The sequence below is a fragment of the Gemmatimonas sp. genome, assembly GCF_021298855.1.
In the GTDB taxonomy this organism is placed as follows: Bacteria; Gemmatimonadota; Gemmatimonadetes; order Gemmatimonadales; family Gemmatimonadaceae; genus Gemmatimonas.
Window position 1 is genome coordinate 72,158 of record NZ_JAJTHI010000043.1, and the last position, 26,632, is coordinate 98,789.

Annotated in this window: 18 protein-coding genes and 1 pseudogene; 14 read left to right on the forward strand and 5 right to left on the reverse strand. The window is 69.8% G+C overall.

What is annotated here, in order from left to right; all coding sequences use genetic code 11:
* Window positions 1-19: 19 nt before the first annotated feature.
* On the forward strand, window positions 20-406 hold the full coding sequence (gcvH, locus tag LW840_RS13280; RefSeq protein WP_291262168.1) for a glycine cleavage system protein GcvH: 387 nt from the start codon (window positions 20-22) through the stop codon (window positions 404-406).
* 87 nt (window positions 407-493) lie between these two features.
* Here gcvH and gcvP read toward each other — a convergent pair whose 3' ends face one another.
* The gene (gene gcvP, locus LW840_RS13285) at window positions 494-3,406 is read right to left on the reverse strand and encodes an aminomethyl-transferring glycine dehydrogenase (protein ID WP_298206719.1); all 2,913 of its coding nucleotides are present in this window, start codon (window positions 3,404-3,406) and stop codon (window positions 494-496) included.
* Window positions 3,407-3,539: 133 nt separating this feature from the next.
* Here gcvP and LW840_RS13290 point away from each other — a divergent pair, with 133 nt between their 5' ends.
* From LW840_RS13290 to LW840_RS13320, 7 genes are read left to right on the forward strand one after another with little or no spacing between them, the layout of a single operon-like run.
* Window positions 3,540-4,391 carry a hypothetical protein gene (locus LW840_RS13290; RefSeq protein WP_291266665.1) on the forward strand — a complete coding sequence of 284 codons (852 nt, stop codon included), beginning with the start codon at window positions 3,540-3,542 and terminating at the stop codon, window positions 4,389-4,391.
* Window positions 4,392-4,446: 55 nt separating this feature from the next.
* Window positions 4,447-6,159 carry a peptide ABC transporter substrate-binding protein gene (locus LW840_RS13295; protein WP_291266664.1) on the forward strand — a complete coding sequence of 571 codons (1,713 nt, stop codon included), beginning with the start codon at window positions 4,447-4,449 and terminating at the stop codon, window positions 6,157-6,159.
* Window positions 6,160-6,170: 11 nt separating this feature from the next.
* On the forward strand, window positions 6,171-7,169 hold the full coding sequence (locus tag LW840_RS13300; protein ID WP_291266663.1) for an ABC transporter permease: 999 nt from the start codon (window positions 6,171-6,173) through the stop codon (window positions 7,167-7,169).
* Window positions 7,166-8,071: an ABC transporter permease gene (locus LW840_RS13305; RefSeq protein ID WP_291277138.1), complete on the forward strand. Its 906-nt coding sequence runs from the start codon at window positions 7,166-7,168 to the stop codon at window positions 8,069-8,071. Before LW840_RS13300 ends, LW840_RS13305 begins: the two co-directional genes overlap by 4 nt.
* Window positions 8,068-9,117 carry an ABC transporter ATP-binding protein gene (locus LW840_RS13310; RefSeq protein ID WP_291266661.1) on the forward strand — a complete coding sequence of 350 codons (1,050 nt, stop codon included), beginning with the start codon at window positions 8,068-8,070 and terminating at the stop codon, window positions 9,115-9,117. The genes LW840_RS13305 and LW840_RS13310 overlap by 4 nt, the downstream gene beginning before the upstream one ends.
* Window positions 9,114-10,157 carry an ABC transporter ATP-binding protein gene (locus LW840_RS13315; RefSeq protein ID WP_291277139.1) on the forward strand — a complete coding sequence of 348 codons (1,044 nt, stop codon included), beginning with the start codon at window positions 9,114-9,116 and terminating at the stop codon, window positions 10,155-10,157. Before LW840_RS13310 ends, LW840_RS13315 begins: the two co-directional genes overlap by 4 nt.
* Window positions 10,154-11,683: a peptide MFS transporter gene (locus LW840_RS13320; protein ID WP_291270087.1), complete on the forward strand. Its 1,530-nt coding sequence runs from the start codon at window positions 10,154-10,156 to the stop codon at window positions 11,681-11,683. The genes LW840_RS13315 and LW840_RS13320 overlap by 4 nt, the downstream gene beginning before the upstream one ends.
* A 514-nt stretch (window positions 11,684-12,197) precedes the next feature.
* On the opposite strand, the gene LW840_RS13325 is transcribed toward LW840_RS13320, so the two are convergent.
* The 3 genes from LW840_RS13325 to LW840_RS13335 all read right to left on the reverse strand — a co-directional run bounded on the left by LW840_RS13325 (window position 12,198) and on the right by LW840_RS13335 (window position 15,411).
* Window positions 12,198-13,976, reverse strand: coding sequence for a hypothetical protein (locus LW840_RS13325; RefSeq protein WP_291277140.1), 1,779 nt, complete (start codon window positions 13,974-13,976; stop codon window positions 12,198-12,200).
* Between the two features lie 4 nt (window positions 13,977-13,980).
* On the reverse strand, window positions 13,981-14,550 hold the full coding sequence (locus tag LW840_RS13330; protein ID WP_291273157.1) for a hypothetical protein: 570 nt from the start codon (window positions 14,548-14,550) through the stop codon (window positions 13,981-13,983).
* Between the two features lie 123 nt (window positions 14,551-14,673).
* A complete protein-coding gene (locus LW840_RS13335) occupies window positions 14,674-15,411 on the reverse strand; it encodes a hypothetical protein (protein WP_291277141.1) in 738 nt (245 codons plus the stop codon).
* Between the two features lie 180 nt (window positions 15,412-15,591).
* On the opposite strand from LW840_RS13335, the gene LW840_RS13340 reads away from it, so the two are divergent.
* On the forward strand, window positions 15,592-17,700 hold the full coding sequence (locus tag LW840_RS13340) for a glycosyltransferase (RefSeq protein WP_291267674.1): 2,109 nt from the start codon (window positions 15,592-15,594) through the stop codon (window positions 17,698-17,700).
* Between the two features lie 106 nt (window positions 17,701-17,806).
* On the opposite strand, the gene LW840_RS13345 is transcribed toward LW840_RS13340, so the two are convergent.
* Window positions 17,807-18,022 (reverse strand): hypothetical protein, encoded by a 216-nt coding sequence (locus LW840_RS13345; RefSeq protein WP_291262155.1) that lies wholly within the window; start codon window positions 18,020-18,022, stop codon window positions 17,807-17,809.
* A 186-nt stretch (window positions 18,023-18,208) separates the two neighbouring features.
* Between LW840_RS13345 and lipA the strand changes: the two genes are divergently transcribed.
* The 5 genes and pseudogenes from lipA (at window position 18,209) to LW840_RS13370 (ending at window position 26,530) form a co-directional block, all read left to right on the forward strand.
* A complete protein-coding gene (lipA, locus tag LW840_RS13350) occupies window positions 18,209-19,120 on the forward strand; it encodes a lipoyl synthase (RefSeq protein ID WP_291262154.1) in 912 nt (303 codons plus the stop codon).
* Between the two features lie 39 nt (window positions 19,121-19,159).
* Window positions 19,160-20,179, forward strand: coding sequence for a pyruvate dehydrogenase (acetyl-transferring) E1 component subunit alpha (gene pdhA / locus LW840_RS13355; protein WP_291267673.1), 1,020 nt, complete (start codon window positions 19,160-19,162; stop codon window positions 20,177-20,179).
* Window positions 20,148-21,173 (forward strand): annotated as a pseudogene (locus tag LW840_RS13360) (pyruvate dehydrogenase complex E1 component subunit beta); the annotation flags it as partial. The gene pdhA and the pseudogene LW840_RS13360, both read left to right, overlap by 32 nt.
* Before the next feature lie 23 nt (window positions 21,174-21,196).
* Window positions 21,197-22,516, forward strand: a complete 1,320-nt coding sequence (locus LW840_RS13365) for a pyruvate dehydrogenase complex dihydrolipoamide acetyltransferase (protein WP_291262152.1) — start codon at window positions 21,197-21,199, stop codon at window positions 22,514-22,516.
* Between the two features lie 231 nt (window positions 22,517-22,747).
* Window positions 22,748-26,530, forward strand: a complete 3,783-nt coding sequence (locus LW840_RS13370) for a hypothetical protein (RefSeq protein WP_291277142.1) — start codon at window positions 22,748-22,750, stop codon at window positions 26,528-26,530.
* Window positions 26,531-26,632 lie beyond the last annotated feature (102 nt).

The window sequence follows — 26,632 nt, forward strand, 5'->3', positions numbered from 1 at the left end:
TTCCCATCCGGAGCCTTTCGTGTCGAATATCCCCGCCGACCTGCGCTATACCAAGGAGCATGAATACGTCCGTGCCACATCGGAATCCGACGTGGTGTACATCGGCATCACCGACTATGCGCAGGGTGAGCTGGGCGACATCGTGTACGTGGAGCTGCCCAAGGTGGGCGCCACGTACGGGTCGCACGACGTGTTCGGCACGGTCGAGGCGGTGAAGGCCGTGTCGGAGCTCTTCATGCCGGTGGCCGGGGAAGTGCTCGAGGTAAATGGGCGTCTCGACGGCGAGCCCGCGCTCATCAACACCGACCCGTACGGTGATGGCTGGATGATCAAGGTGCGCATGGCCGCCGGCGGCGATGCGGGGCTCATGTCCCCCGACGCGTACCGCGCACAGCTCGGCGAATAACCGCCCCGCAGAACGACCCGAGGGCCCCGGTGCATGGCGCACCGGGGCCCTCGGGCGTTGCGGGCGACGGACCGCCCGCGGCGTCGCTTACGCCGACACCGGCGCCGGCGCGTACTCCTCGATGGGTGGGCAGGCGCACACCAGATTGCGGTCGCCGAAGGCGCTCTCCACGCGGCGCACGGTCGGCCAGAACTTGCGATCACGCGTCCAGGCCGTGGGGTAGGCCGCCTGCTGACGCGTGTACGGATGCGTCCACGCATCCGCCGTGCAGTGCGTGGCCGTGTGCGGCGCATTCTTGAGCACGTTGTCCTCACGATCGGCCTCACCGCGCTCGATGGCCGCGATCTCCTCGCGCATGCCGATCATGGCCTCGATGAAGCGATCGAGTTCCGCCTTGCTTTCGCTTTCCGTGGGCTCGACCATGAGCGTGCCGGCCACCGGGAAGGAGAGCGTGGGCGCATGGAAGCCATAGTCCATGAGCCGCTTGGCGAGATCCTCCGCCTCGATCCCGGCCGCGCCCTTGAGCCCCCGCGTATCGAGAATGCACTCGTGCGCCACGAGGCCGTTCTGCCCGCGGTAGAGCACGGGGTAGTGTCCCTCGAGCTGCTTGGCGATGTAGTTGGCGTTGAGGATGGCCACCTTGGTGGCGTACGCCAGCCCTTCGCCACCCATCATCTTGATGTAGACGTACGAGATGGGGAGAATGCTCGCGCTTCCCCACGGCGCCGCCGACACCGGGCCGATGGCCGTGCTCACGTCGTGTGAGGCGATCACGGGATGGGTCGGGAGGAACGGAACCAGCTGCGCCGCCACGCCAATGGGCCCCATGCCGGGGCCGCCGCCGCCGTGCGGGATGCAGAAGGTCTTGTGCAGGTTGAGGTGACACACGTCGGCCCCCAGATCCCCCGGCCGCGACACGCCGACCATGGCGTTCATGTTCGCGCCGTCCATGTACACCTGGCCACCGTGCTCGTGAATGATGGCCGTGATCTCCTTGATGCGCGCCTCGAACACGCCGTGCGTGCTCGGGTAGGTCACCATGAGCGCGCCCAGATTGGCGGCGTGCTGTTCGGCCTTGGCGCGCAGATCATCCACGTCGATGTTGCCGTCGGCATCGGTCTTCACCACGACGACGCCGAAACCCGCCATGACGGCCGAGGCCGGGTTCGTGCCGTGCGCCGACTGCGGAATGAGACACACCGTGCGGTGCGCCTCGCCACGCGCCGCGTGATAGGCGCGAATGACGAGGAGCCCTGCGTACTCGCCCTGCGAGCCCGCATTGGGCTGCAGCGAGACCCCCGCGAACCCGGTCACCTCGGCGAGGTCGTGCTCGAGCTCACGGAACAGCTGCGCATATCCCTCGGCCTGGGTGCGCGGCGCGAACGGGTGCAACTGCCCGAACTCGGGCCACGTGACCGGAATCATCTCGGCGGTGGCGTTGAGCTTCATGGTGCACGACCCCAGCGGGATCATGCCGTGCACGAGAGAAAAATCTCTGGCCTGCAGCGCGTACATGTACCGCAGCATTTCGGTTTCGCTGTGGTACCGGTGGAACGTGGGGTGCGTGAGGAACGGCGACACGCGGCGGAACCGCTCGTCGTAGCGCGTGTCCACATCGGCGGCGACGTCGGCGTAGTTGAAGTCCACGGCCGCGCCCGAGTTGAACACCTGCCAGAGGTCGGCGATGTCCTGCTCCGTCGTGGTCTCGTCGACCGACACGGTCATGGTACCGGGCTCCAGCACGCGCAGGTTGAGGCGATACGCCTCGGCCGCGGCGAGGATGTCCTGCTGCCCGTGCGCCCCGACCTCGACGCGGATGGTGTCGAAGTACTGCTCGTGCGTGATGGCGAAGCCAAGCCGCTCGAGACCCGCCGCCAGGGCGCCCGCGCGCGCGTGCACCCGCTCGGCGATCTGCGTGAGGCCGGCCGGGCCGTGATACACGGCGTACATGCCGGCCATGACCGAGAGCAGCACCTGCGCCGTGCACACGTTGCTGGTGGCCTTCTCGCGGCGGATGTGCTGCTCGCGCGTCTGCAGCGCCATGCGCAGCGCGGGCGCGCCCTCCACGTCACGCGACAGCCCGATGATGCGCCCGGGCAGCAGCCGCTTGTACTCATCGCGCGTGGCGAAGAACGCGGCGTGCGGGCCGCCGTAGCCCATGGGCACGCCGAACCGCTGTGAGTTGCCGACCACGATGTCGGCCCCCCACTCACCGGGTGGCGTCAGCAGGCAGAGCGCCAGGAGGTCGCTCGCCACGATGGCCATGCCCCCCACCGCGTGCACCTGTTCCGTGAGCGCGCGGTAGTCGACGATCGCGCCGTCGGTGCCGGGATACTGCAGCAGCACGCCGAAGACGCGCTCGTCGACGGCGAACTCGCGCGCGTCACCCACCGTGACGGTCACCCCGCGTGCCGCGGCCCGCGCGGCCACCACGGCAATCGTCTGCGGATGGCAGTCGGCGGCCACCAGCAGCACGTTCTTGGTCGCGCTCCCCTTGGCGGCGAAGGCCAGCGCCATGGCCTCGGCTGCCGCCGTGCCCTCGTCGAGCAGCGAGGCGTTGGCAATCTCCAGCCCGGTGAGATCGATCACCATGGTCTGGTAGTTGAGCAGCGCTTCGAGCCGCCCCTGAGCGATCTCGGCCTGGTAGGGCGTGTACGCCGTGTACCAGGCCGGATTCTCCATGATGTTGCGCAGGATCACATTGGGCGTGTGCGTGCCATGGTAGCCCATGCCGATGAACGAGCGGTACACCTGGTTCCGGGCCGCGATCTGCCGCAACGCCGCCAGGACCTCCGCTTCCGAGCGCTCCGGCCCGGTGTTCAACGTGCCGCGAAAGCGGATCTGCTCCGGGACCACCGCGTCGATGAAGGCGTCGAGCGAGTCGTAGCCGAGCGCGGCGAGCATCTGCTGCTGTTCGGACCGACTGGGACCGACGTGACGCGGAATGAACGAATCGACCGCGGCGACCGCGGGCGAGATGGTGCGGGGGACCATGACCATCCTCGGGAGAAATCGGGCAACGCCACTCGGAGCCGGTCCGTGGTGGCGACGGAGTACGAACGGGAGCGGGGCGCGGCACCGGCGTGGCGCCGATGTCTGCGCGATATCCCTCAGCCTCGGTAATTTAACGCCGATGCGCAGCGACCGAACGTCGGCCGCGCCCGATCGTTCCCGGGCGCTGGTACAGGGAAGCGAGTCCAGACCGGAGGCCCGGCTGCCCCGCCACTGGGAGTGGTGGGAGGACGGCCAGCATGACGGCGTGACCAACATGGCCACCGACGACGCGCTGCTGGCCACGGTGCGGGCGGGCGTGGGCAGCTGGCGATGGTACGGGTGGGCGCAGCCGACCGTCTCGTTCGGCCGCAACGAGCGGGTGGTGGGGCGCATTACCCCCACCTGGCTGGCCGATGCGGGGCTGGCCGCCGTACGGCGGCCAACCGGTGGTCGGGCGCTGCTCCATGCGCGGGAACTCACGTACAGCGTGACGATGCCGTGGCCGCAGCCGCTCTCCTGGCGCTTGGCGTATGACGCCATCAACACCGTGCTGCTCGATGCCCTGCGGACCCTTGGACTGCCGGTGGAGCGCTCTGCCGGGGGCGTCCCGGTCACGCCCGACGGGCCCGTGTGTTTCGACCAGCCCGCGGCCGGCGAACTGAGCGTCGCGGGGGGCAAACTCGTGGGCAGCGCCGTCTGGCGCCATGGCGATGGCTACCTCCAGCATGGCAGCATCCTGCTGGAAGACGTGCAGGCACGACTCGCGCCGGTCAGCGGCAGCGACGGGCCACCGCCGGCCGCCGCCGCGCTGCGCCCCCTCCTCCCCGACCACGACGATGACACGCTGCGCCAGCGCACCTATGCCGCCACCCGTGAACGGCTGCAACATGTGGGTGACGTCACGCCGTTCGTCGTGTCCGACGCATGGACGGCACGGCTGGCCTCGCACCGTTCCCGGTTCGCCGATCCGGCATGGCTCTGGCGCCGGTAGCGGGCGCCGCCCATCCTACTCCCGGCGCTTCCTCCGTCCGCTCTCACCTGCCGTGATGCCCCTCTCGTTCCATCTCCCTCGCGCGCAACGACGGCGACTGTTGCTGGTTGCTGCGGCCTGCGCCCTCACCGGGCCGACCGCCTGCACCGGAGATCGTCAGTCCGACGCGACCGCCACCAACGACGTGGGCGGCACGCTCGTCGTGGCCGTCCCTGCCGAGCCGAGCACGCTGTTTCCGCCGCAGGTGAGTGGTACCCAGGGGGGGGCCGTCGTCAGCGCGCTCTTCGACCGACTGGCGGACATTGGGCCCGCGCTCGAGACCTACGGTGACGCGGGCTTCCAGCCACGACTGGCCAGATCGTGGAGCTGGGCGGCCGACTCCCTCTCCATTGCCTTTGCGCTCGACAGCGCGGCCCGCTGGCACGACGGCGCTCCCGTGCGCGCCGCCGACGTGGTGTACACGTACCGCGCCTACACCAGTGACAGCGTTGGCGCCGAGCTGCGCTCCATGCTGGGCAACATCGACTCGGTGACCGCCCGTGATGTCCGCACGGCCGTATTCTGGTTCAAGCGTCGCCTGCCTCAGCAGTTCTACGAGGCCACGTACCCCCTGTACATCCTGCCGTCGCACCTGCTCGATACCATCCCCATGGCGCAGGTGGGGCGCGCTGCATTCGCGCGCCACCCGGTGGGCACGGGCCGATTCCGCTTCGTGCGGTGGGATGCCGGACAGCGCATCGAGGTAGTGGCCGACACGGCCAATGCCCGTGGACGGGCCAAGCTCGACCGCGTCATCTGGAGTTTCACGCCGGACATCGGGGCGGCCACCGTGCGCCTGTTCGCCGGCGAGGCCGACTTCCTCGAGATGGTGCGCAGCGAGAACCTCGCGCAATTGGCCCAAACACCGGCGTTGCGCCTGGTGGTGAACCCCGCCTTCGCGTACACCTTCCTCGGGTTCAACCAGCGCGATCCGGCCGACACCACGCGCCCGCATCCGGTCTTCGGTGATTCCCTCGTGCGCCGCGCCCTCGCCATGGGGGTCGATCGCGAGCGCATGGTGCGCAACGTCTTCGACTCACTCGGCGTCGTGTCGCTGGGTCCGGCGCCCCGGGTGCTCATGCCCGATACCGCCGCCATTCGCCAGATCCCGTACGATCCCGCCGGCGCGCGCGCGCTCCTCGACTCGGCGGGGTGGCGTGACACCAACGGCGACGGCGTACGGGAGCGCAACGGCCGGTCGCTGGCCTTCGAGATGCTGGTGCCGAACATCAGTGTCACCCGGCAGCGCTTCGCGGTGCTGCTGCAGGAGCAGTTCCGGGCCATCGGCGTCAAGGCCGCACCGCTGCAACTGGAGGTGAACACGTTCATGGAGCGCACCGCGGCGCTGGGCTACGACGCCTCGCTGAGCGGCTGGGCCACCAGCCCCGGGCTCGTAGGCATTCGCCAGACCTGGATGTCGACGGGGGCGAGCAACGAGGTGCGCTATCGCAACCGGACGTTCGATGCGCTGGCCGACAGTGCGCTGTCGAGCTTCGATCCGGTGCGCAGTCGCGCGTACTGGACCCGGGCCTTTCAACTGGCCGTGAACGACGTGCCGGCGATCTGGCTGTTCGAGCAGCGCGTGCCGGTGGTGATGCACCGGCGGCTCATCGTGCCGCCGCTGCGCGCCGACGGGTGGTATGCCGACCTTGCCGAGTGGCGGGTCGATCCGGCGCAACGTCTCGATCGCGACCGCATCGGCCTGCGCGCCCCGGGAGGCGCGCGCTGACCACCGGCCGGATGCGCCTGGGCGCGCGCATGCTGCAGGGGGCCATGGCCACGTTCGCGGCGGCGACGTTCGCCTTCGTGTGCCTGCAACTGGCGCCGGGCGATCCGCTGACGGCGCTGGGCGAAGGGGTCCCGGCCGCCGTGCGCGCCGAGCTGCGCGAGATCTACGGGTACGACGCCCCGCTCGGCGTGCAGTATCTGCGGTGGCTGGCGGCCCTCGTCCAGGGCGACCTGGGATGGTCCACACTCCAGCAGCGCCCCGCGCGCGATGTCGTGCTGGACGCGCTGCCCAACAGCCTCATGCTCGTCGGCCCGGGGCTGCTGCTTGCCCTGCTCGCGGCGTCGGTCGTTGGCGTGTGGCAAGGCATCCATGCGCAGCGCCCACTCGATCGCGTACTCACGATCGTCGTGTTCGTGCTGTACGGCCTGCCGGAGTTCACCGTGGCGCTGTTCCTGCTGCTGTTGTTCAGCGTCATCTGGCCGGTGCTGCCGAGCGGCGGTCTCGTGAGCGACCTCCACGCCTACCTGCCGGCCGGTGAACGGCTGCTCGATCGGCTGCGGCATCTGATCCTGCCGACGTTCGTGGTGGCGCTGATCGACGCGGCCACGCTGACGCGCATTCAACGCCAGAGCATGCGCGACGTGCTGCACGAACCCTTCGTGCGCACGGCGTTTGCCGCCGGCCTGTCGAGGAGGCGCGTGTATCGGCAGGCGTGGCGCGCATCGGTGCCACCGGTGCTCACCGTTTTCGGCATCCTCGTGCCCATCAACCTGCTGGGCGTGGTGTTCGTGGAGCAGGTGTTCTCGTGGCCCGGGCTTGGCCTCACCCTGCTCAACGCCATCAACGCGCGCGACTATCACGTGGTGGCGGGGTGCGTACTCGTGCAGGGGCTCGTCATTGCGCTCACCACGACCGCCGTCGACCTGCTGCGCGGCGTGGCCGACCCGCGCGTGGCGACCGCTGCGCGGCCCCCCGCGGCCGACGTGCGCCCCGGCGCGGCGACCTCATGATGCCGCCTGCGGCCGTTGCCGGCGCCGCGTCGCGCCCCCTGCGCGCGGGGATGTGGCTGCTGGCCTTGCTGGCGGGCGTGGCGCTGGTGGCCCCATGGCTCGCCCCGTACGACCCCAACCTGCCGCTCGACCTGCTGGCCCTCAAGAGCCGTGCGCCGTCGCTGGCACACCCGTTCGGGACCGATCCCTACTCGCGTGATGTGCTCAGCCGCGTCCTCGCCGGCACCCGGGTCTCGCTGGGATTCGCGCTCAGCGCCGTCGCCATCGCGCTCAGCGTGGGCACCGCGTACGGGGCCGCCATGGCGTTCGCGTCGGTGCGGGTCGGCACGCTGCTGGCGCGCCTGCTCGACGTGGCCTTTTCCGTGCCCCGACTGCTCGTGCTGCTGGGTGTGCTCGGTGCGGTCGGGCCCATGGGTCTGGTGGCCCTCGTGCTGCTCACGGGACTCACCGGATGGTATGCGGTGGCGCGTCTGGTGCACGACGAGTTGCGCTCCCTGCGCGCACGGGAGTTCACGCTCGCCGCTGAAGCCACCGGCGTACCGACGCGGCGCCTGGTGCAGCGGCATCTGCTGCCGCATCTCGCCCCCATGCTGCTCACCCTGGCCGCGCTCAACATTGCCGGGACGATCGGCATCGAGGCGGGGTTGAGCTTTCTGGGGCTTGGCGTTCAGCCGCCCACGGCCAGCTGGGGCAACATCATTCGCGACGGCGCGGGACTCATGCACTCACAGTGGTGGCTCACCGTCTTCCCGGCCGTGTGCATGTTGCTCCCCGTCCTGCTCTGCAACGCGATGGGTGACGCCTTGCGCGACCGCTTCGCGCCGGTCCAGTTTGCCGGGAGCGCCCCCGGTTCGGCCGTCCTGCCCGGGTCGTCGCGCATTCCCTCCACACGTGCCCCGTGACCTCTCCCTCCACCGACCCCACGCGCGACGAGGCGCTGCTCGAGGTGCAGTCGCTGCAGGTGGCGTTTCCGGGCGCGACCGGTGCCGTGCGTGCGGTCGACGGTGTGTCGTTCACCGTGGCCGCGGGCGAGACGGTGTGCCTGGTGGGTGAGTCGGGGTGTGGCAAGTCGCTCACGGCCCTGTCGTTGTTGCGGCTCGTGCCGCCGCCGGGGCGCATCGAGCCGGGCACGCAGATTCGCTTCAATGGGCGCGACCTGCTGCTGCTCGAGGAACGTGCGTTGCGCCGGGTGCGTGGCCGCCAGATGGCCATGATCTTTCAGGAGCCCTCCACGGCGCTGAACCCCGTGCTGACGGTCGGTGAGCAGATTGCCGAAGTGGTGCAGGTGCACACCGGCTGCCGCCGCGCCGAGGCGTGGTCGCGCACGGTCGACATGCTGACCCAGGTGGGCATCGCCGACGCGGCCGCGCGGGCCCGGCAGTATCCGCATGAGCTGTCGGGGGGCATGCGCCAGCGTGTCATGATCGCCATGGCGCTGGTCCTCTCGCCGCAACTGGTGATCGCCGACGAGCCCACCACGGCGCTCGACGTCACCATTCAGGCGCAGATTCTGGAGCTGCTGCGCGATCTGCGCGCGCGCACCGGCATGGCGTTGCTGCTCATCACGCATGATCTGGGCGTGGTGGCGGAGATGGCCTCACGGGTGATCGTCATGTATGCGGGGCGCGTCGTGGAAGAGGCACCGGTGGCGGCGCTGTTCGCGTCACCGCAGATGCCCTATACCGAAGGCTTGCTTGCGGCGATGCCTCGGCTCGACGCGGTATCGGGCGAGCGGCTCACCACCATTCCCGGCGCGGTCCCGTCGCCCGACGCCGTGCCCGGCGGGTGTGCCTTCCGCGACCGCTGCGCGCACGCCTGGGACCGCTGCGCACGGGAAGAACCGGTGCTGTACCAGGTGGGGCCGGCGCATCGCGCGCGCTGTCACCTGGTGCAGGAGCCCGACCGTCGCCGGCACGCCCTGCCGGTGGCCGAGGCGACGCGCCCGTGAGCGCCACGCATTCTGCGCCGGCGGCAACGCCAGGGTCCGCGCCCGCCGGCGCGCCGCTGCTGACGGTGCGCGGACTCACGAAGCACTTCCCCATCCGACGTGGCCTCCTGCAGCGCGTCGTGGGCGCCGTGCAGGCGGTGGACGAGGTGTCGTTCGAGGTCCATCGGGGGGAAACGCTGGCGCTGGTGGGCGAATCGGGGTGCGGCAAGACCACGACCGGGCGCGCGCTGCTGCGCCTCGTGGAGCCGACGCGCGGCGCGGTGCACTTCAACGGCACCGATGTCCTCGCGCTGCAGGGCGAGTCGCTGCGGCGCATGCGGCGCCACATGCAGATCGTTTTCCAGGATCCCTACAGTTCCCTCAATCCGCGCCTGACAGTGGGCGAGGCCATTCGCGAGGGGCTCCTCGTGCACGCGCTGGCCGAAGGGGCCGAGGCCGATCGCCGCGTGGCGCGCCTGCTCGACGAAGTGGGGCTGCGCGCCGAGCATGCGGCACGCTACCCACACGAGTTCTCCGGCGGCCAGCGTCAGCGCGTGGGCATCGCGCGCGCCCTGGCGGTGGAGCCCTCGTTCATCGTCTGTGACGAACCGGTCTCGGCGCTCGACGTAAGCGTGCAGGCCCAGGTGGTGAACCTGCTGCGCGACCTGCAGCGTGATCGCGGGCTGTCGTATCTGTTCATTGCGCACGATCTGGCGGTGGTGTCGCACATGGCCGATCGCGTGGCCGTGATGTACCTCGGCCGCATCGTGGAACTCGCGCCGCGCGCGGCGCTCTTCGCTACACCGCGCATGCCGTACACGCAGGCGTTGCTGTCGGCGGTGCCGATCCCCGAGCCCGGTGCCGTCCGCCGGCGCCTGCTGCTTCCGGGCGAGCCGCCGTCACCGGCGGACCCGCCGTCCGGATGCGTGTTTCATCCCCGCTGTCCGCATCCGCGCAAGGATGAGGCCTGTACCCGCATCGTGCCGCCCCTGGAGGAAAAGGCCCCCGGCCATTTCGTGGCGTGCATCAAGGAACCATCCACTTCAGTCCCCTCGCCGTGAGCACCGCCGTCACCACCGATCGTTCGTTTTTCGGCCATCCGAAGGGATTGGGCCTGCTCTTCACCACGGAGATGTGGGAGCGCTTCTCGTACTACGGGCTGCGCCCCCTGCTCGTGCTCTTCATGGCGGCCGCCCTGAACGAGGGCGGGTTCGGCCTCGAGCGCACGCAGGCATCGGCCATCGTGGGCATCTACGCGGCCAGCGTCTACCTCGCGTCACTCCCCGGCGGGTGGATTGCCGATCGCTGGCTGGGATTGCGGCGCGCCATTCTCATCGGCGCCGTACTGATCACCGGCGGGCACCTGGCCATCGGCGTGTCGGGATTTGCCGGCGCCCGCCTCGGTACCGTGTTCTTCTTCCTGGGGCTCGTGCTGATCGTGCTGGGCACGGGGCTGCTCAAGCCCAACATCTCCGCGATCGTGGGTGACCTGTATCCGGAAGGGGGCGCACGGCGCGACGCCGGGTTTTCGATCTTCTACATGGGCATCAACACCGGGGCCTTCGTGGGGCAGCTCGTCACCGGCTACCTCGGTGAGCGCGTGAGCTGGCACTGGGGCTTTGGCGCGGCCGGCGTGGGCATGGCGCTCGGCCTCCTGAGCTTCTGGCTGTTCGGCAAGACGCTGCTGGGGACGATCGGTGAGGACATCGTGCGCCACCCCGACGCCGCCGCGCAGGCGAAGCAGGAGTCGCTGGTGCGCACCAGTACCTACGGGGGGCTGGCGCTGCTCGCCATCGTCTTTGCCCTCGCCGCCAGCGGTGTCGTGACGCTCGATCCGCAGCAGATCGGCGGGGGGATGACGTTCGTGCTGGTCGGCATCGCGGTGGCGTTCTTCGGCTACATCTTTGCGTTCGGCGGCCTCACCGGTGACGAAAAGAAGCGCAGCGCGGTGATTTTCGTGCTGTTCGTCTTCGCCGCGATCTTCTGGGCGGCATTCGAGCAGGCGCCCACGTCGCTGCAGCTGTTTGCCAACGACTTCACCGATCGTGCGCTGTTCGGGTTCGACATTCCGGCCACGTGGTTCCAGTCGGTGAACTCGCTGTTCATCATCATCTTCTCCCCCCTCTTCGCCGCCCTCTGGGTGGGGTTGGCCAAGCGGAACATCGATCTGTCGAGCCCCACCAAGTTCGCCCTGGGGCTCGCCTTCGCCGGTCTCGGCTTTCTGCTCATGGTGTTCGCCGCCAACAAGGTGGTGGCCAGCGGTGGTTCCGTGCTCGTCTCGCCCTGGTGGCTCATCATGAGCTACCTGTTCCAGACGATCGGGGAGCTGTTCCTCAGCCCCGTGGGGCTGTCGTCCATGACGAAGCTGTCGCCGCGGCGCTATGTGGGACAGATGATGGGCATCTGGTTCCTCGCCACGTCGGTGGGCAACCTCGTGGCTGGGCTGGTGGGCGGGCACGTGGATCCCAACAAGCTCGAGCAAACCCCCGCGGTGTTCAGCGGCACCGCCATTGCCCTGTTCGCAAGCACCGCCATCCTGCTGGCGATGGTCGTGCCCATACGCCGCATGATGTCCTCCGTGAAGTAGAGATTGGCATGGCGGCCCACAACGCGCGGGGAACAACGCGCGTGGAACAACGCGCGATCGACGACGCGTTGGCGGAGACGCACTGGCGGGGACGCGTTGGCACGGACGCGTTGGCACGAACGCGAAGGGACGCCGGCGACCACGCAGGGAACAACGCTGGGGAACAACGGGGGGCGACCTGGCTTCGCCTCGGTCGCCCCGCGTGGGTGCCCGCGTGGGTGCCCGCGTGGGTGCCCGCGTGGGTGCCCGCGTGGGTGCCCGCGTCGTTGCCCGCGTCGGTGCCCGCGCCCCTTCGCGTTCGTGCCAACGCGTCCGTGCCAGCGCGTCCCTGCCAACGCGTTGGTGCCAACGCGTCGTCGATCGCGCGTCCCTGCCAACGCGTGGGTGCCAACGCGTGGGTGCCACCGCGTGGGTGCCACCGCGTGGGTGCCACCGCGTGGGTGCCACCGCGTGGGTGCCACCGCGTCGTCGATCGCGCGTCCCTGCCAACGCGTTGGTCCCTCCGCGCGACCCGTTACGGCCAGGTGAACAGCGACGTCGGCGCGGTCCTTTCGCGGCTGCGTTCCACATCCGGCGTGTCGCGCCAGAACGTGCGGCTGCGATCGAGGCCGGTCAGCCGCACCTCGACGCGCTTGCGGGGATCGTTGCTCACCGGCACCGCCACGTCGAGCCGCCACAGTCTGCGGGAACGGGGCGGCACCGCGGCCAGCAGGGAAATGCCCACGGCGCCGCGCCACGGCGTATCCACGGCGTAGGGCACCGACCGCTCCGCCCACAGCCGCCCCGCCTCGGCGAAACCGGCAAGGCCCACGTCCGCCACATTGAGCCGTGTGGGAACCACCAGCCGCTGCTCGGCGCGAAAAACCAGCCGCCGCGCCCCCGGATCGGTGGACAGGCGATGCCCCAGCAGTCCGCCTTCGCGGTCGGCCAGCGAGAGCTGCAGTGGCGCCTGCATGCGCCGACCGGTGGCCCATTCGGCTTGCAGCACGGTGGTCTGTCGCACCGCGGGACGGAAATACCACGCCGCCCGTCCGCTGCCGATCACATTCTCCCACTGCCTGCGGTCGAGGCTGTAGCGCGCTTCGGTGATCCCCTGCGCGGCCGCGAACCACTGCTCACCGCCCCAGCCGAGGTAGATGTTGGTGGCCAGAAACCGGTCGCGATCCACCGCCGGTCCCACCGGAATGGAGTGCCCGGCCGCCACGCCCGCCTGCACCCCCACCCGGATGTCCTGCGCGCCGGTGAGGGCGTCGAAGCCCTGCACGCGCACGAACCGGAGGGCGCGAAAGCCCAGCAGCACGTTGGCGCGCATCACGTTCTGGCGCAGAAACGGCGGAACGGGCGTCCCCAGCGTATCGGGGAACACGCCCTCGTTGGTCAGCAGCAGCGATCCCGAATCGGTACGCTCCTCCTCGCGAGTGAGCAGCAGCCCGAGCAGCTTGAGGCGACCCACCGGCCCCACGCGCACGAGGCCGCCCACATTGCCGAACGCGCGGCGCACGTTCACCGCATTCATGGGCAGCTCGCCGCGCAGAAAGCGCAGCGGCTCACGGGTGCCACCCACCGAGCCGATCCACGCCAGACGCTGCAGGTCAGTGTAGAACGGGCGCACCACCTGCATCTGCATGCGCTGCCCGAACAGCTCGCGCCGGGCCTCGAGGCGCAGTTCATCTCGCCCGCCAAGGAACTGATAGTCGGTGTACTGCACCCCCAGCACGTCGTTGTACGCCAGCCCGTCGCGCCACTCCACGGCGGCCTGGGTGGCATTGCCGGCCAGGTTGGTCTCGCCCAGCCCAATGCCGCGGAAGATGGGCGACGAACCACGAATGAGGGGTTCGAAGATCAGACTGAAGTCGTCGCGCGTCTCCACCTCCAGCCGCACCCCCCCCTGTTCGTCGTCGTACGCGCGAATGCGGGCGTCCACCAGATACGGCTGCGCACGCAGGATGCGCTCCGACTCGGCGCGCTTGATCTGATTGCACGGCTCACCGACCTTGAGCAGCAGGAATCGGCGCACCACATCGTCGCGGGTGTTGACGTGCAGCGCGCGCACGGTGCGGCGCACCCACTCCAGGTCACGCGGCAGGCGGTCGGTGAAGGGCGGCTGGGTAATGACCACGATGTCGCTGATCACCTGACCGGAGCATCCGGTTACCGGCAACCGTCCCTGACTGGATACGGGCGCCTGGCGCACGCTGTCGGTTCGCGTGACCTGCTGCGCCTCGAGCGTCGGAACCACGAAGGACAGCGCGAACACGGCGCGGCGCCATCGCCGCCCCCGTTGCCTCAGCATGCCGTCAACGTCCGAACTGCTTCTTGAGCTCGGCCAGACGGGCTTCCGCATCGGCCTCCCGCTCCACGCGGGAGCGGCGTACCGGGGCGCCCGACTCCAGAGGATCCACGGTCGCGCCAGCGGCCTCATGGGTGAACAGCGCCTGCACTTCGCGGGCGGCCGCGGCGTCGGGGCTCTCCCCCCCCGGGGCCACCCCGGAGAGGACCTGGCGCAGGTCGGCGCTCATGGCCTCGTATTCCCGCTCGGCGAGGGCCAGCTCCTGTTGCTGCACCATGCGCTTCGATTCCAGTACGGCCACCCGCTCCGCATGTTGTGCCGCGAACCGCTCGGCGATGGCCACGGTTTCCTGATCACCGATATCGGCGGCGAGCGACTGCCGCCGGCGCACCGTGGCCAGTTCGCCCTCCTCGACGCGGAGTCGCTGCTCGGTCGTGGCCAGCGCCGCGCGCATGTCGTTGATGGCGAGCTTGGCGTGCACCATGGCCTCACGCATCCCCTGCCCCATCCGACGGCGTTCGTCGGGATCGAGGCGGGAGGAGAGGGCACGGAGGGAATCGCGGAGCTCGTCGAACATGCGCGTAAGCTAGGCGACGAAGCGGTCAGCCGCGATACGTCCCGGCGTGCCGTGCGCGCGACATGTCGCGCGTCGCCGCCCCGACGACCGCTCCGGTGACCGCCTGGTCGCGACCGCTGGAAGTCAGCTTTCCGGACGCACGTCCCGCGGAAAGAGGTCGCGCACCTGCCGCATGAGCCGTTCCGGGGTGTGCACGTGCGGGAACAACAGGCGATCACTGACCTGATTGAGCGCCACCCGGACGACCCCGAATTGCTCGGCCGCTGTGGCGAGCACCGGCCCCAACCCGTGCTCGTGCGCCAGCCGATGGTCGGCCGCCAGTCGGAAGCCCCGCTGTCCCATGGACTCGAAGTAGCGCAGGTCGGGGCCGCCCCGGCGCCAGCGCCGCTGTTCGATGTGGTCCGGGAACAGGCCACTCAGCCACAGGGCATAGTTCCCCAGGTGCGCACGGGCCAGGAACGCCCGCGGCGCATCGGCCGCGTCGAGCTCGTCGGCGATCGCCGCCAGAGTATCGTAGGTCGCATCATCATGCGCACCGAGCTGCCGCGCCCGCTGCCGCAGGCCGAAGTGGAGCAGGATGGACGCGACATAGTCGGCCAGCGGCCGGTCGTCGGCGCCCGTGTCTCGCATGGCGTGGCGCACCATCACGTAGCTGAAGAGCGGCAGCGAAGCGGCGGCCGCGTCGGGCTCGCGGCGGAGCGCCGGCGGCAACACCGGGTCGTCGAGCACGGCGTCCAGCCCCTCGTCGGCGAGCCGATGCGCGACCTGTTCGGCAGGGACGCCGCGCGCGCGCGCGACGAGACGCACGGCCAGCTGGGCATCGGCGCGCTGCAGGCGGGCGCGGGTGTTCGCGAGAATCATGCACGAGTCTCCGGGAGCGTGGTTCTTCGTGGCGCGCATCATGCCCCGCTGCAGCCGGCCGGATACCGCGTCCCGCCGCACCGGAGCCCCTTCCCTGTTATTATCGGACGCAGACCAGTACGCCAGTGTTTCGGCGGCTTTCCGCCGTGCACCCGCCCGTTCGTCCCTCGCATCCGACCCGTGCTCTACCTCGCCATCCCTGCGCACAACGAAGTGGCCACCATTGGCGTGCTGCTCTGGCGGCTCCGCACGGTGCTGGCCGAGTTTCCGCGCGAGTACGAGGTGGTGGTGTACGACGATGCCAGCACCGACGACACGGCCGCGGTGGCCGAGCAATACGAGCGCGCCATGCCCGTGTCGGTGCTGCGCGGGCGGAGTCGGCTGGGCTACGCGGGCGCGGTGGACGCCCTGTTGCGGCACGTGGCCACCCTGACGCGTTATCCGCGGCGGGATGCGGTGCTGCTGCTCCAGGGAGACTTCACGGATCCGCCGGTCATTGTGCCGGAATTCGCCCGCCGCTTCGAAGGCGGCGCGGATCTCGTGGTGGGGGAACGCCTCACGGTGGCCGACGCGCCGACTGCGGTGAAGCGGCTGTTCAAGTACGGCCACTGGGCCATGCGTCCCTTCGTGAAGGTGAGCGGCGTGGCCGACCTCACGGCGTCGATGCGGCTGGTCCGCATTTCGGCGCTGCGCGAGGCCATTCGTGTGGCGGGCTCGTCACCGCTCGTGAGCGGCGACAGCTGGACAGCCAACGCCGACCTGCTGCTGCGTCTCGCGCCGCACGCGCGGCGGGTGGAGTCGGTCCCCATGGAACCCACCTTCGGTGTGCGCATGCGCGACACGCGCCGCGCGGCCATGGCCGACACCATGAGCGCGCTCAAGTGGGCCTGGGCATCGCGCGGCCGGCGCGCCGTCGTGGGTTCCTCACCGGCGGAGACCGGTCCCGATGAGCGGCGCCCCCCCCGGCAGGGCGGCAAGCGCCGCGACGAGCCGGAACTCTCCGTGGAGCGCATCCGGGAAAAGGTGCGTGAGCGGGACGGGTCGAGCGGCATCGACGGGGAAGCGCCGGACGTGCGACGGGGCCGGCGCGATCGCGGCGAACGTGCCGAGCGGGGTGAGCGAACGGCGCGGGCCGAACGGCCCGGGCGCGGCGACCGGGTCCGGGAGGCGCGTGAACCGCGGGACGTTCGTGAGCCACGCGAGCCACGCGAGCCGCGTGAGTCGCGTGAGTCGCGTGAGTCACGTGAACCGCGGGACGTTCGTGAGCCGCGTGAGCCGCGTGAGCCGCGTGAGCCGCGTGAGTCGCGTGAGTCGCGTGAGTCACGTGAACCGCGTGAGCGTACCCGCTCGGCCCGTGCGGGCCGCACCGCCGAGGGGCGAACTGGCGCGCCACGGGAGGCGGACGCGACGCGGCCCGCCCGCAAGCGCGAGGAGCCGCGTTCGCCGTACGCCGATCCCACGGGTTCGCTCGACGATCCCTTCGCCGCTCCGGTCCGGCGCGAGGCGCCGGGGGCCAATGACCCGGGCGAAACGCCGTCGCCGCAGGCGGTGCCCCCCGCCTTCGGCGCCGCTCGCCCGCCTGCCGACGCCACGCCGGACGAGACGGTCAGCGATGAGCCGGCCGTGCTCCGGAACAGCGATGCCGCGGGTCCGAAGGCCGCGCCACAGCCGGGCGGCGTTGACGAGCCGGGCGACGTGGATGGTGAGGGCGACAGCGACAGCGATAGCGATAGCGACAGCGACCGCGAAAGCGACGGTGACGGCGAGACCGAGCGTGACGCCGATGGCCAGCCGCGGCGCAAGCGGCGCCGGAACCGTCGCTCACGGCGGGGGCGTCGTCGCAAGAACGGCGAGGTTGCCGGCGAAGGCGAGGAGGGGGGCAACGGCGACGAACATGCCCCAACGGGCGATGAAGCCGGGTCCGTGAACGGCCTCGAGTCGTCGAGGTCGGACGAAACGGTGCGATTCTCCCCTGGTGACCATATCGACGGCGAGCCGGTCGCCCCTCGGCGCCAGCGCCGGCGTGCCGCCCCGGTGGAGGGAGACGAAGCCGGGGCCCACTCCACGGACGGCTTCGACGAGGGGGACGACGCGGACGAGGGCGACGACGAAGTCGCCGGCGTGGAGAGCATGTCGGAAGGGGCCCCGCGTCCGCGGCGGCGGGGACGACGCGGTCGCCGCGGCGGCGCCCGACGGTCGCGCGGTCGCAAGGACGGTGGCGACGGCAAGGGCAGCCGCCCCCCTGGCGACGACGACGGGGGCGATCGCGCCGCCGGCGGGAGCGATTGAGCGAGCCACCGGCACGTACGGGCCACACACACCACGGGGCGACCAGCCACACGGCCGGTCGCCCCGTTCTCATGCTACCGGGAATGCGGGGCCCGCGGCCCCCCGGTCAGCTGCGGATGGCCCGCTCGATGCGTTCCGCGGTTGCCGGGCTGACCAGCCGCAGCAGGAAATACACGACCGCCCCGAGCAGCAGCACCTTGAGGGCCAACCCGACCAGCCAGAAGAGCAACGACACCAGCGGCCCCAGCAGCCCGAAAACGAGCTTGAGGGCGACCAGGCCGGCCAGAGCGACGAAACCGACAGTGAACAAGGTGCGGAGCATGCACGCCTCAGGGCGGTTGAAGGATACCTGTTGCTTTACGATCACCCGCGGTTTCCGGTTTCGATCAGTCGCAATTTCCAGCTATTTTGGCTTAGACAGTTATGCGAGTGTTTCCGGAAACGGTGCACCGGACTAGCTTCCCCCGTTCACGTCCCGGGACCACCCCCGGGCAACACCGTGCCGCAAATGGCTGAGCAGCTGGTACAGATCATGGGGCGCCACCGCCGCGATCCGCTCCCCGAGCGGAAGCCGCAGTGGCTCAAGGTCAAGGCGCCGGGCGGAGAGAACTATATCCGCCTCAAGCACATGATGAAGGAGCTCAAGCTCCATTCCGTGTGCGAGGAGGCGCATTGCCCCAACATTGGCGAGTGCTGGCAGCACGGCACCGCCACCTTCATGATCCTGGGCAGCGTCTGCACCCGCAACTGCGCCTACTGCGCGGTGGCGCACGGCAAGCCGCCCGAGTACGACATCGAGGAGCCGCGCCGGGTGGGGGAAGCCATTGCCCGGCTGGGATTGCGCCACGCGGTCATCACCTCGGTGGATCGCGACGACCTCCCCGACTTCGGCGCCTACATCTTCGCCGAAACCATCCGGCAGATTCACCAGCGCCTCCCCGACTGCTCGGTGGAGGTGCTCGTGCCGGACTTCCAGGGGAACGTGGACGCCATCCGCACGGTCCTCGAGGCCCGGCCGGAGATCTACAACCACAACACCGAAACGGTGCCGCGCCTGTTCAAGAAGGCGCGTCCGGGTGGCCGCTACGAGCGGGTGCTCGAGATCTTCCGCACCGCCAAGCGTCTGGCCCCCGACATCCCCACCAAGACCGGCATCATCCTCGGCCTGGGCGAGACCAACGAGGAAGTCGTGGAGGTCATGAAGGACCTGCGCGCGGTCGACGTGGACATCCTCACCCTCGGCCAGTACCTGCGCCCCTCCGACGGGCACATCGCCCTCGACCGGTACGTCACGCCGCAGGAATTCCGCGACCTGTACGAGGTGGGCATGCGCCTCGGCTTCAAGCATGTCGAGAGCGGGCCGCTGGTGCGCTCCAGTTATCACGCCTGGGAGCAGGTCCAGGCGGCATCACTCGCCTGACACCGTCCCTCCCACTCAACACTCCCCACTGTAGTTGAGATGCCTCCCAAGAAGAAATCCGACACCCAGGTGACCGTGAAGACGGACAGCACCGCCGCGCTGCACAAGGAGCTGCTCTACAGCATGCTCCTGCAGCGCCGCTTCGAGGAACGATGTGCCGAGATGTACGCGATCGGCCGGATCGGTGGCTTCTGCCATCTGTACATCGGACAGGAAGCGGTCTCCACCGGGTTCATTTCCCTGCTCCGCCCCGACGACTACATCATCACCACCTACCGCGATCACGGGCAGGCGCTGGCGCGCGGCATGACGCCGCGGGCCGTCATGTCGGAGCTCTTCGGGCGGCAGGACGGATGTGCGAAGGGCAAGGGCGGCTCGATGCACATGTTCGACCGGCAGCTGGGGTTCCTTGGCGGTCACGGCATCGTGGGCGGCCATGTCCCCATTGCCAGCGGCGTGGGCTTCGCCATCCGTTATCGCGGCGGCGATCAGGTCATTGCCTGCTTCATGGGCGAGTCGGTGGTGAACACGGGGGCCTTCCACGAGGCGCTCAACATGGCGGCGCTCTGGAAGCTGCCCTGCATCTTCATCATCGAGAACAACCGCTACGGCATGGGCACGGCGCTCGAGCGCGCGTCCTCGATTCACGACATCTACAAGCGCGGCGCGTCCTACGACATGCCGCGGGACGTGGTGGACGGACAGGATGTGCTCGCCGTGCGCAAGGCCGCCGCCGACGCCATCGATCGGGCGCGCAAGGAAAGCATGCCCACACTGCTCGAAGTGCGCACCTACCGCTTCATGGGGCACTCCATGTCCGACGCGGTGAGCGGCACCTACCGCACCAAGGAAGAGCTCGAGCAGTACCTCAAGCGCGATCCCATTGCCCTGCACCGCCAGCGCATGGAAGACGCCGGCGAGATCTCGGCGGCCGACGTCGCCGCCATGGACGACGAGATCAAGACGCTCGTCCAGGACAGCATCGACTTCGCGGAAGCGAGCCCGGAGTTGCCGCTCGAGGCGCTCATGGAAGACATCCTCGTCGAAACCACGAGCTGAGAGCGCCACGACCATGCCCGTAATCACGTATCGCGACGCCCTCAATCAGGCGTTGCGCGAAGAGATGCACCGTGACGACCGCGTCTTCCTCATGGGCGAGGAAGTCGCCGTGTACCAGGGTGCCTACAAGGTGTCCAAGGGACTGCTGCAGGAATTCGGCGAGATGCGCGTGGTGGACACGCCCATCACCGAACTCGGCTTCGCCGGGGTGGGCGTGGGCGCCGCCATGTGCGGCCTGCGCCCCATCATCGAATTCATGACGTGGAACTTCGCCCTGCTCGCCATCGACCAGGTGGTCAACGTCGCCGCGAAGATGCTGTACATGTCGGGCGGCCAGTTCCCCATGCCCATGGTGTTCCGCGGGCCCAACGGCGCCGCACTGCAGCTGGCGGCGCAGCACTCGCAGGCGTTCGAGTCGTGGCTGGCGCACATCCCGGGGCTCAAGGTGGTGGCGCCCGGCACGCCGTACGATGCGAAGGGGCTGCTCAAGGCGGCCATCCGCGACGACAACCCGGTGTGTTTCCTCGAAGGCGAGATGCTGTACAACACGAAGGGGGAGGTGCCCGACGAGGAGTACGTCATTCCGCTGGGCAAGGCCGACCTCAAGCGCGAAGGCGAGCACTGCACGCTCATCACGCACGGCAAGATGGTGCTCGTGGCCATGCAGGCCGCCGATCAGCTGGCCAAGGAAGGGATCCGCTGCGATGTGGTGGATCTGCGCACCATTCGCCCCATGGACGTGGATGCCATTGCCGAATCGGTGCGCAAGACGAACCGCGCCGTGGTCGTCGAGGAAGGATGGGAGCTGTGCGGCGTGGGCGCGCAGGTGGTCGATTACGTGCAGCGCTACTGCTTCGATCATCTCGATGCGCCGGTGCTGCGCGTGCACCAGGCCGATGCGCCCATGCCCTACACCAAGAGTCTCGAGAAGGCCGCCAAGCCCGACGTGCCCAAGACGATCGCGGCGGTGAAACAGGTACTCTACCTCGACTGATCGTTCACCCTACAGGCGACCATATGGCGACCAAAGTGATGATGGAGGCGCTCTCTCCCACCATGGAAGAGGGGCGTCTCGTGAAGTGGGTGAAGAACGTCGGCGACGCCGTGAAGAACGGCGAGACGCTGGCCGAGGTGGAGACCGACAAGGCGATCATGGAACTCGTCGCGCGCGGCGACGGCATCCTGCGCGCGCGCCTCATCGAGGAGGGCGCCACGAGTCCGGTGGGCGTGACGATCGGGGTCATTGCCGCCGCCGACGAGGACATCTCGGCGCTGGCCGGTGGCCCCCCCGCCGTGGCGCCCACGGAGGCGCCGTCGGAACAGCCCAAGGCCGTGCCCGCCAGCGCCATGCCGGCACCGCCGGTGGAAGCAATGGAGCACGCGCATCCGCCCGCCGGCACCGCGGAGCACACGCCCGCTCCAGTGCCCGGTGGCCCGGTGCGCAGCTCGCCCCTGGCGCGGCGCATCGCGGCCGAGAAGGGGCTCAATCTCCAAGCCATCAGCGGTACCGGCCCCGGCGGCCGCGTCATCAAGCGCGACATCGAAGCGGCAGCCACGGCAGCACCGGCCGTGGCACCGGCAGGCGTCGCGGCCGCTCCGCGCCCCAGCATCTCCGCGGCTCCGAGCGCCGTACAGACGGCGCTGCAGATCGACGGCGAGTTCAAGGACGTCGCGCTGACGCAGATGCGCAAGACGATCGCGCGCCGTCTCGGCGAGAGCATCGGCCCCATCCCCACGTTCTTCCTCACGTCGGAGATCGACATGACGAACGTGGGCACGCTGCGCGAGCAGATGACGGCGGCGGGCGACCAGTTCAAGGTCTCGGTGAACGACATCGTCATCAAGGCGGTCGCCATTGCCCTCACGCGCCATCCGGAAGTCAACGCGCACTGGATGGGCGACAGCATCCGCTACTTCAGCGCGGCGCACGTGGGCATGGCGGTCGCGACGGACGACGGACTCATCGTGCCCGTCATTCGCGACGCGCACCGCAAGGGGCTGGGGACCATCGGCAAGGAAGCGCGCGATCTCGCCAAGAAGGCGCGCGAGCGCAAGCTCACCCCGGCCGAGTACAGCGGCGGCACCTTCAGTGTGTCCAACCTGGGGATGTTCGGCATCGACCAGTTCACCGCCATCATCAACCCGCCCGAGGCCGCCATCCTCGCGGTGGGCGCCACCGAAACCAAGCCGGTGTGGGAGAACGGCCAGTTCGTGCCGCGGCAGAAGATGCGTGTCACCATGAGCTGCGATCACCGCATCATCGACGGCGCCGTGGGGGCGAAGTTCCTGCAGACCCTGCGGCAGCTGCTGGAAGCGCCCATGATGATGCTGTTCTAGTTCGCCCTCGCTGTTCACGGCGGCGGATAGCACCGTGAACTGATGCGGGGAGAACACGAGAAAAGGGGAAAGGGAGCATGCCTCCTTTTCCCCTTTTCTCATGTTCTCCACCGGTCAGTTCAGTGTGGGCGCCTTGGGCCGGAAGCTGGTTCCGGTTGTCACACCGCAGGCCGGGCGCGTGGCGTCGGCGCACCCGGGTCGTCTGAGATCGGACCCCGGCTCAGACGAACAATGCGCAATCTGCTTCGGCGCCACGGCGCCACCCTTCTTGCGGCCTACCTGCTGGCGGGATGCAGCGGTTCGAGCGATACCGCTGCCCCGCCAACGTCACCGCCCCCGATCTCCCCGGCCCCGGTGGCCCCGGGGATCGTGAACATCGCCAGCAGCGGCCTCCCCGCCGGAGCGGCGGCCGACGTGCAGATGGTGGGCCCACTCCCCGGCGCCTCGTTCTCGCGCAGCGCCAGCGCCGGGACCAGCTGGAGCGATGTCCCCGCCGGGCGCTACATGGTGACCGTGCGCCCGGTGCGCACCCCCCTGGGACGCTGGAGCGGGGCCCCGGACAGCTTCGAACTCACGGTCCCGTCGGCCGTGCCGGTGTCGCTGGCGGCGGTTTATCGTCCCGCGCCGTCACTGCTCGCACTGACCGTGACCGGACTCCCGGGCACCACGGCGGCCGCCATCACGGTGACCGCGCCCGGTGGCACCCCAACCGCCGCCCCGCAGGGCACCACGTTCGCCGCGACCCAACGCACGGATGTCCCCACGGAGGCGGAACGCTGGCAGGTGGCCGCGGCGCCGGTGTTGGCCGAGGGGGCGCGATTCGCCCCCGCCCGAGTCACCTTCGACAGCACCGTGAGCTTCGGCGATACCGCCCGTGTGGCCATTGGCTACACCGTGGCCACCGGCAGCCTCGCGGTGGCAGTGACCGGGCTGCCCGCCGGCGTGGCGGCGGCGGTACGCGTGCTGGGGCCTGGCAGCGACAGCACCCTGCGCACCCTCACCGCCACGACCACTCTCATTGGACTCGAACCCGGGCGCTACCGGGTGGTCAGCGCGCCGGTGGGGAATCAGGGCCTCACCTTCCGGCCGGCAGCGGATACGCTTGCGGTGGACGTCGTGGCGTCGCTCACGGCCGCGCCGGCCCCGGTGGTGTACGCCGCCCAGGTGGGGCGCCTGGCGCTCCAGGTAACGGGATTGCCCGAGGGCGCCGCGGCCGCCATTCGCCTGGTCGGCAACGGCGTGGACCGCAGCGTCGCCGGCACGGCCACCGTGGATTCCCTGCCTGCCGGCAGCTACACCATCACCTCCGTCCCCATCCTGGCCGGTGGTGATCGCTGGGCCCCCACGCCGGCTTCACAGCCGCTGGCCATTGTCACCGGTGGCACGGCCACCGCCACGGTGTCGTATGCCCTGGCGTCGGGCACCCTCGCCGTCTCCTTCGTGGGGTTGCCGGCGGGCCTTGCCGGAGATGTGCGGGTGACCGGGCCAGGAGGCTTTGCCCGTACCCTCACCGCCTCCGACACGGTGCGCGGACTCGAGCCCGGTCGCTACACCCTCACCCCCCGCGCCGTGCGCGGCGCCGCCGGGGCCTTCGGCGTGCCGCTGGGCAGTGTCAACATTGATGTGGCGGCAGGGGCCGCCCCCGCGACCGCGACCATGAACTGGGTGCTCGTGCCCACCGTGGTGGACGTGCCGGTGAGCGGCCTGCCCGCGGGCATCGCCGCCGCCATCCAACTGATCGATCCGTCCGGAGAAGCCTACTCGGCCACCAGTACCAGGCGCATTCTCCCTGCAATGCCCGGACGCTGGCGCCAAACTGCATCGATTGTGACCATTGGAATCGCCGTTTTCACGCCGACGCCAGCCTCGCGCGACACCACCGTACTGGCCGGCGACACGCTGGTCCTGGGCGTGACCTACACACGCACCACCGGCGCCCTTGCCGTGGCGGTACTGGGGCTGCCAACCGGCACCAATGCCAACGTCACCGTGAGCGGGCCCAACGGCTTCACGCGCACCCTCACGGCAACCACCACGTTGGGTCTGCTCCCCCCCGGCGTGTACACGGTCACGGCGGCACCGGTGAGCGCGGGCGCCGCAAGCTACACGCCCACGCCGGCCACCCAGAGCGTCACCGTCACCGCCACCGCCGTGGCGGCCGGTGCCACGGTGTCCTACGCGCTGCCGGGCGGCAGCATCGCGATTGCGGCCAGCGGCCTCCCCGCCGGCAGCACGCCGGTGTTCACCCTCTCCGGACCGGGGGGCCCGCGCACGCAGAATGGCGCCGGCACCGTAAGCGGCCTCGCCCCGGGAAGCTGGACGGTGAGCGCGGCCACGGTGAGCAACGCCGGCACCACGTTCACGCCCTCACCTGCCAGCAGCACGGTAACCGTGGCCACCGGCGGCACGGCCACCGCGTCCTTTGCCTACAGCGCGGGCGGCGCGGGCACCAACTACACCATCAGCGCGGTGTACCTCACCCAGGCCATCCAGAAGCTCGACAACTCGGTCGCGCTGGTGGCCAACCGCAATGCTCTGCTGCGGGTCTTCGTCACCGCCACTGCGGCCAACAGTGCGCGCCCCGATGTGCGCGTGCGCCTCTACGACGGCCCCACGCTGGTGAGCACCACCACGCTCACGGCCCCGGAATCGGCCGTACGCACCACCATTGCCGAGGGGACCCTCGCGTCCACGTGGAACCTGCCGGTGCCGGGCACCAGCGTGCGTCCCGGTCTGCGCGTGCTCGTCGATCTCGATCCTGCGCAGGCCATTCCCGATGCCAACCGCAACGACAACGTGTGGCCGGCCACAGGGGAGCCGCGGCCGATCACGGTGAACACGGTCCCCACCTTTTCGGTACGCTTCATTCCGGTGATCACCGGGAACGATACCGGCCGGGTCACCACGGCCAACCGGGAAAGCTTCCTCGTCACCACGCGCCGCCTGTTCCCCCTGCAGGAGGTCGTGAGCGAGGTGCGCGCGCCGTTCACGAGCAGCGCGGATACGCTGCAGAGCAATGACGCCAACGGACGCTGGCTCACGGTGCTGAGCGAGATGAACGCGCTGCGCACCACCGACGGGGCGCCGGCAAGCACGTACTACTACGGGGTCGTGCGCGTGCGCTACACGAGTGGCGTGGCGGGCTACGGCTACGTGCCGGGGCGGGCGGCCATTGGCTGGGATTACCTGCCCAGCGGCGACAACGTGGCGGCGCACGAATGGGGGCACAATTTCTCCCGCAATCACGCGCCGTGCGGCACGAGTGGCGACCCGAACTACCCGTACGCGGGCGGTGTCATTGGCGGATTCGGGTGGAACCCCTCCACGAATACCATCGTGTCCAACACGGCCACCGACATCATGAGCTACTGCAGCACCAACTGGATCAGCGATTACAACTGGACTGCCGTGATGAACCACCGCGGTACCGCCGGGTTCGCGGCACCGGCGCAGGCGGCGGTGAAGGGGGACGGCCTGCTGGTGTGGGGACGGGTGATCGACGGACGCATCGAGCTGGAACCGGCGTTCCGTGTGCAGGCGCCCATCACCCCCGCCGCGCGCAATGCCTCGCACCAGGTGGAGCTGCTCGACGACGGGGGCGCCGTGTTGGGCAGCCTGCCGTTCGAGAGCTCGGTGGTGGACCATGTGGAGCCCGGCCATGAACAGCGGCACTTCGCGGTGGTGCTGCCGTGGTCGGCATCGCTGGAGGAGCGGCTGGCGGCGGTGCGGGTGCGTGATGCGCGCCTGCCGCTGCGAACGGCGCTGCAGCGGGCCGTGGTGCCGCGGGCGGCGGCGGCCGTCAGTGGCGGCGATCCGGTGGCGACGCTCGATCGTACGGCGCGCCGGGTGCGCGTGCGCTGGGATAACGCGAGCTATCGCATGGCCATGGTTCGTGACGCGTCAACCGGCGAACTGATGGGCTTCGTGCGGCGCCCCGGTGCCGAGGTGGCCACGGGTGGCCGGGCAACGGAGGTGGTGTTCTCCGACGGGGTGCGGAGCGTGGTGCGGCGGTAAGGCGCACGCTGCACCCCGGTCAGGGTCGGGGTCGGGGTCGGGGTCGGGGGAAAACGCGGACGCACGGAGATCACCGAGGAGGTCGAGGGCACCGCGCCCTGC

Bases quoted from the DNA above. Each gene is read 5' to 3' on its own strand.
- gcvP (WP_298206719.1), bottom strand. From the start codon at position 3,406: ATGGTCATGGTCCCCCGCACCATCTCGCCCGCGGTCGCCGCGGTCGAT.
- LW840_RS13290 (WP_291266665.1), top strand. From the start codon at position 3,540: ATGCGCAGCGACCGAACGTCGGCCGCGCCCGATCGTTCCCGGGCGCTG.
- LW840_RS13295 (WP_291266664.1), top strand. From the start codon at position 4,447: ATGCCCCTCTCGTTCCATCTCCCTCGCGCGCAACGACGGCGACTGTTG.
- LW840_RS13300 (WP_291266663.1), top strand. From the start codon at position 6,171: ATGCGCCTGGGCGCGCGCATGCTGCAGGGGGCCATGGCCACGTTCGCG.
- LW840_RS13305 (WP_291277138.1), top strand. From the start codon at position 7,166: ATGATGCCGCCTGCGGCCGTTGCCGGCGCCGCGTCGCGCCCCCTGCGC.
- LW840_RS13325 (WP_291277140.1), bottom strand. From the start codon at position 13,976: ATGCTGAGGCAACGGGGGCGGCGATGGCGCCGCGCCGTGTTCGCGCTG.
- LW840_RS13330 (WP_291273157.1), bottom strand. From the start codon at position 14,550: ATGTTCGACGAGCTCCGCGATTCCCTCCGTGCCCTCTCCTCCCGCCTC.
- LW840_RS13335 (WP_291277141.1), bottom strand. From the start codon at position 15,411: ATGATTCTCGCGAACACCCGCGCCCGCCTGCAGCGCGCCGATGCCCAG.
- LW840_RS13345 (WP_291262155.1), bottom strand. From the start codon at position 18,022: ATGCTCCGCACCTTGTTCACTGTCGGTTTCGTCGCTCTGGCCGGCCTG.
- lipA (WP_291262154.1), top strand. From the start codon at position 18,209: ATGGCTGAGCAGCTGGTACAGATCATGGGGCGCCACCGCCGCGATCCG.
- pdhA (WP_291267673.1), top strand. From the start codon at position 19,160: ATGCCTCCCAAGAAGAAATCCGACACCCAGGTGACCGTGAAGACGGAC.
- LW840_RS13365 (WP_291262152.1), top strand. From the start codon at position 21,197: ATGGCGACCAAAGTGATGATGGAGGCGCTCTCTCCCACCATGGAAGAG.
- LW840_RS13370 (WP_291277142.1), top strand. From the start codon at position 22,748: ATGCGCAATCTGCTTCGGCGCCACGGCGCCACCCTTCTTGCGGCCTAC.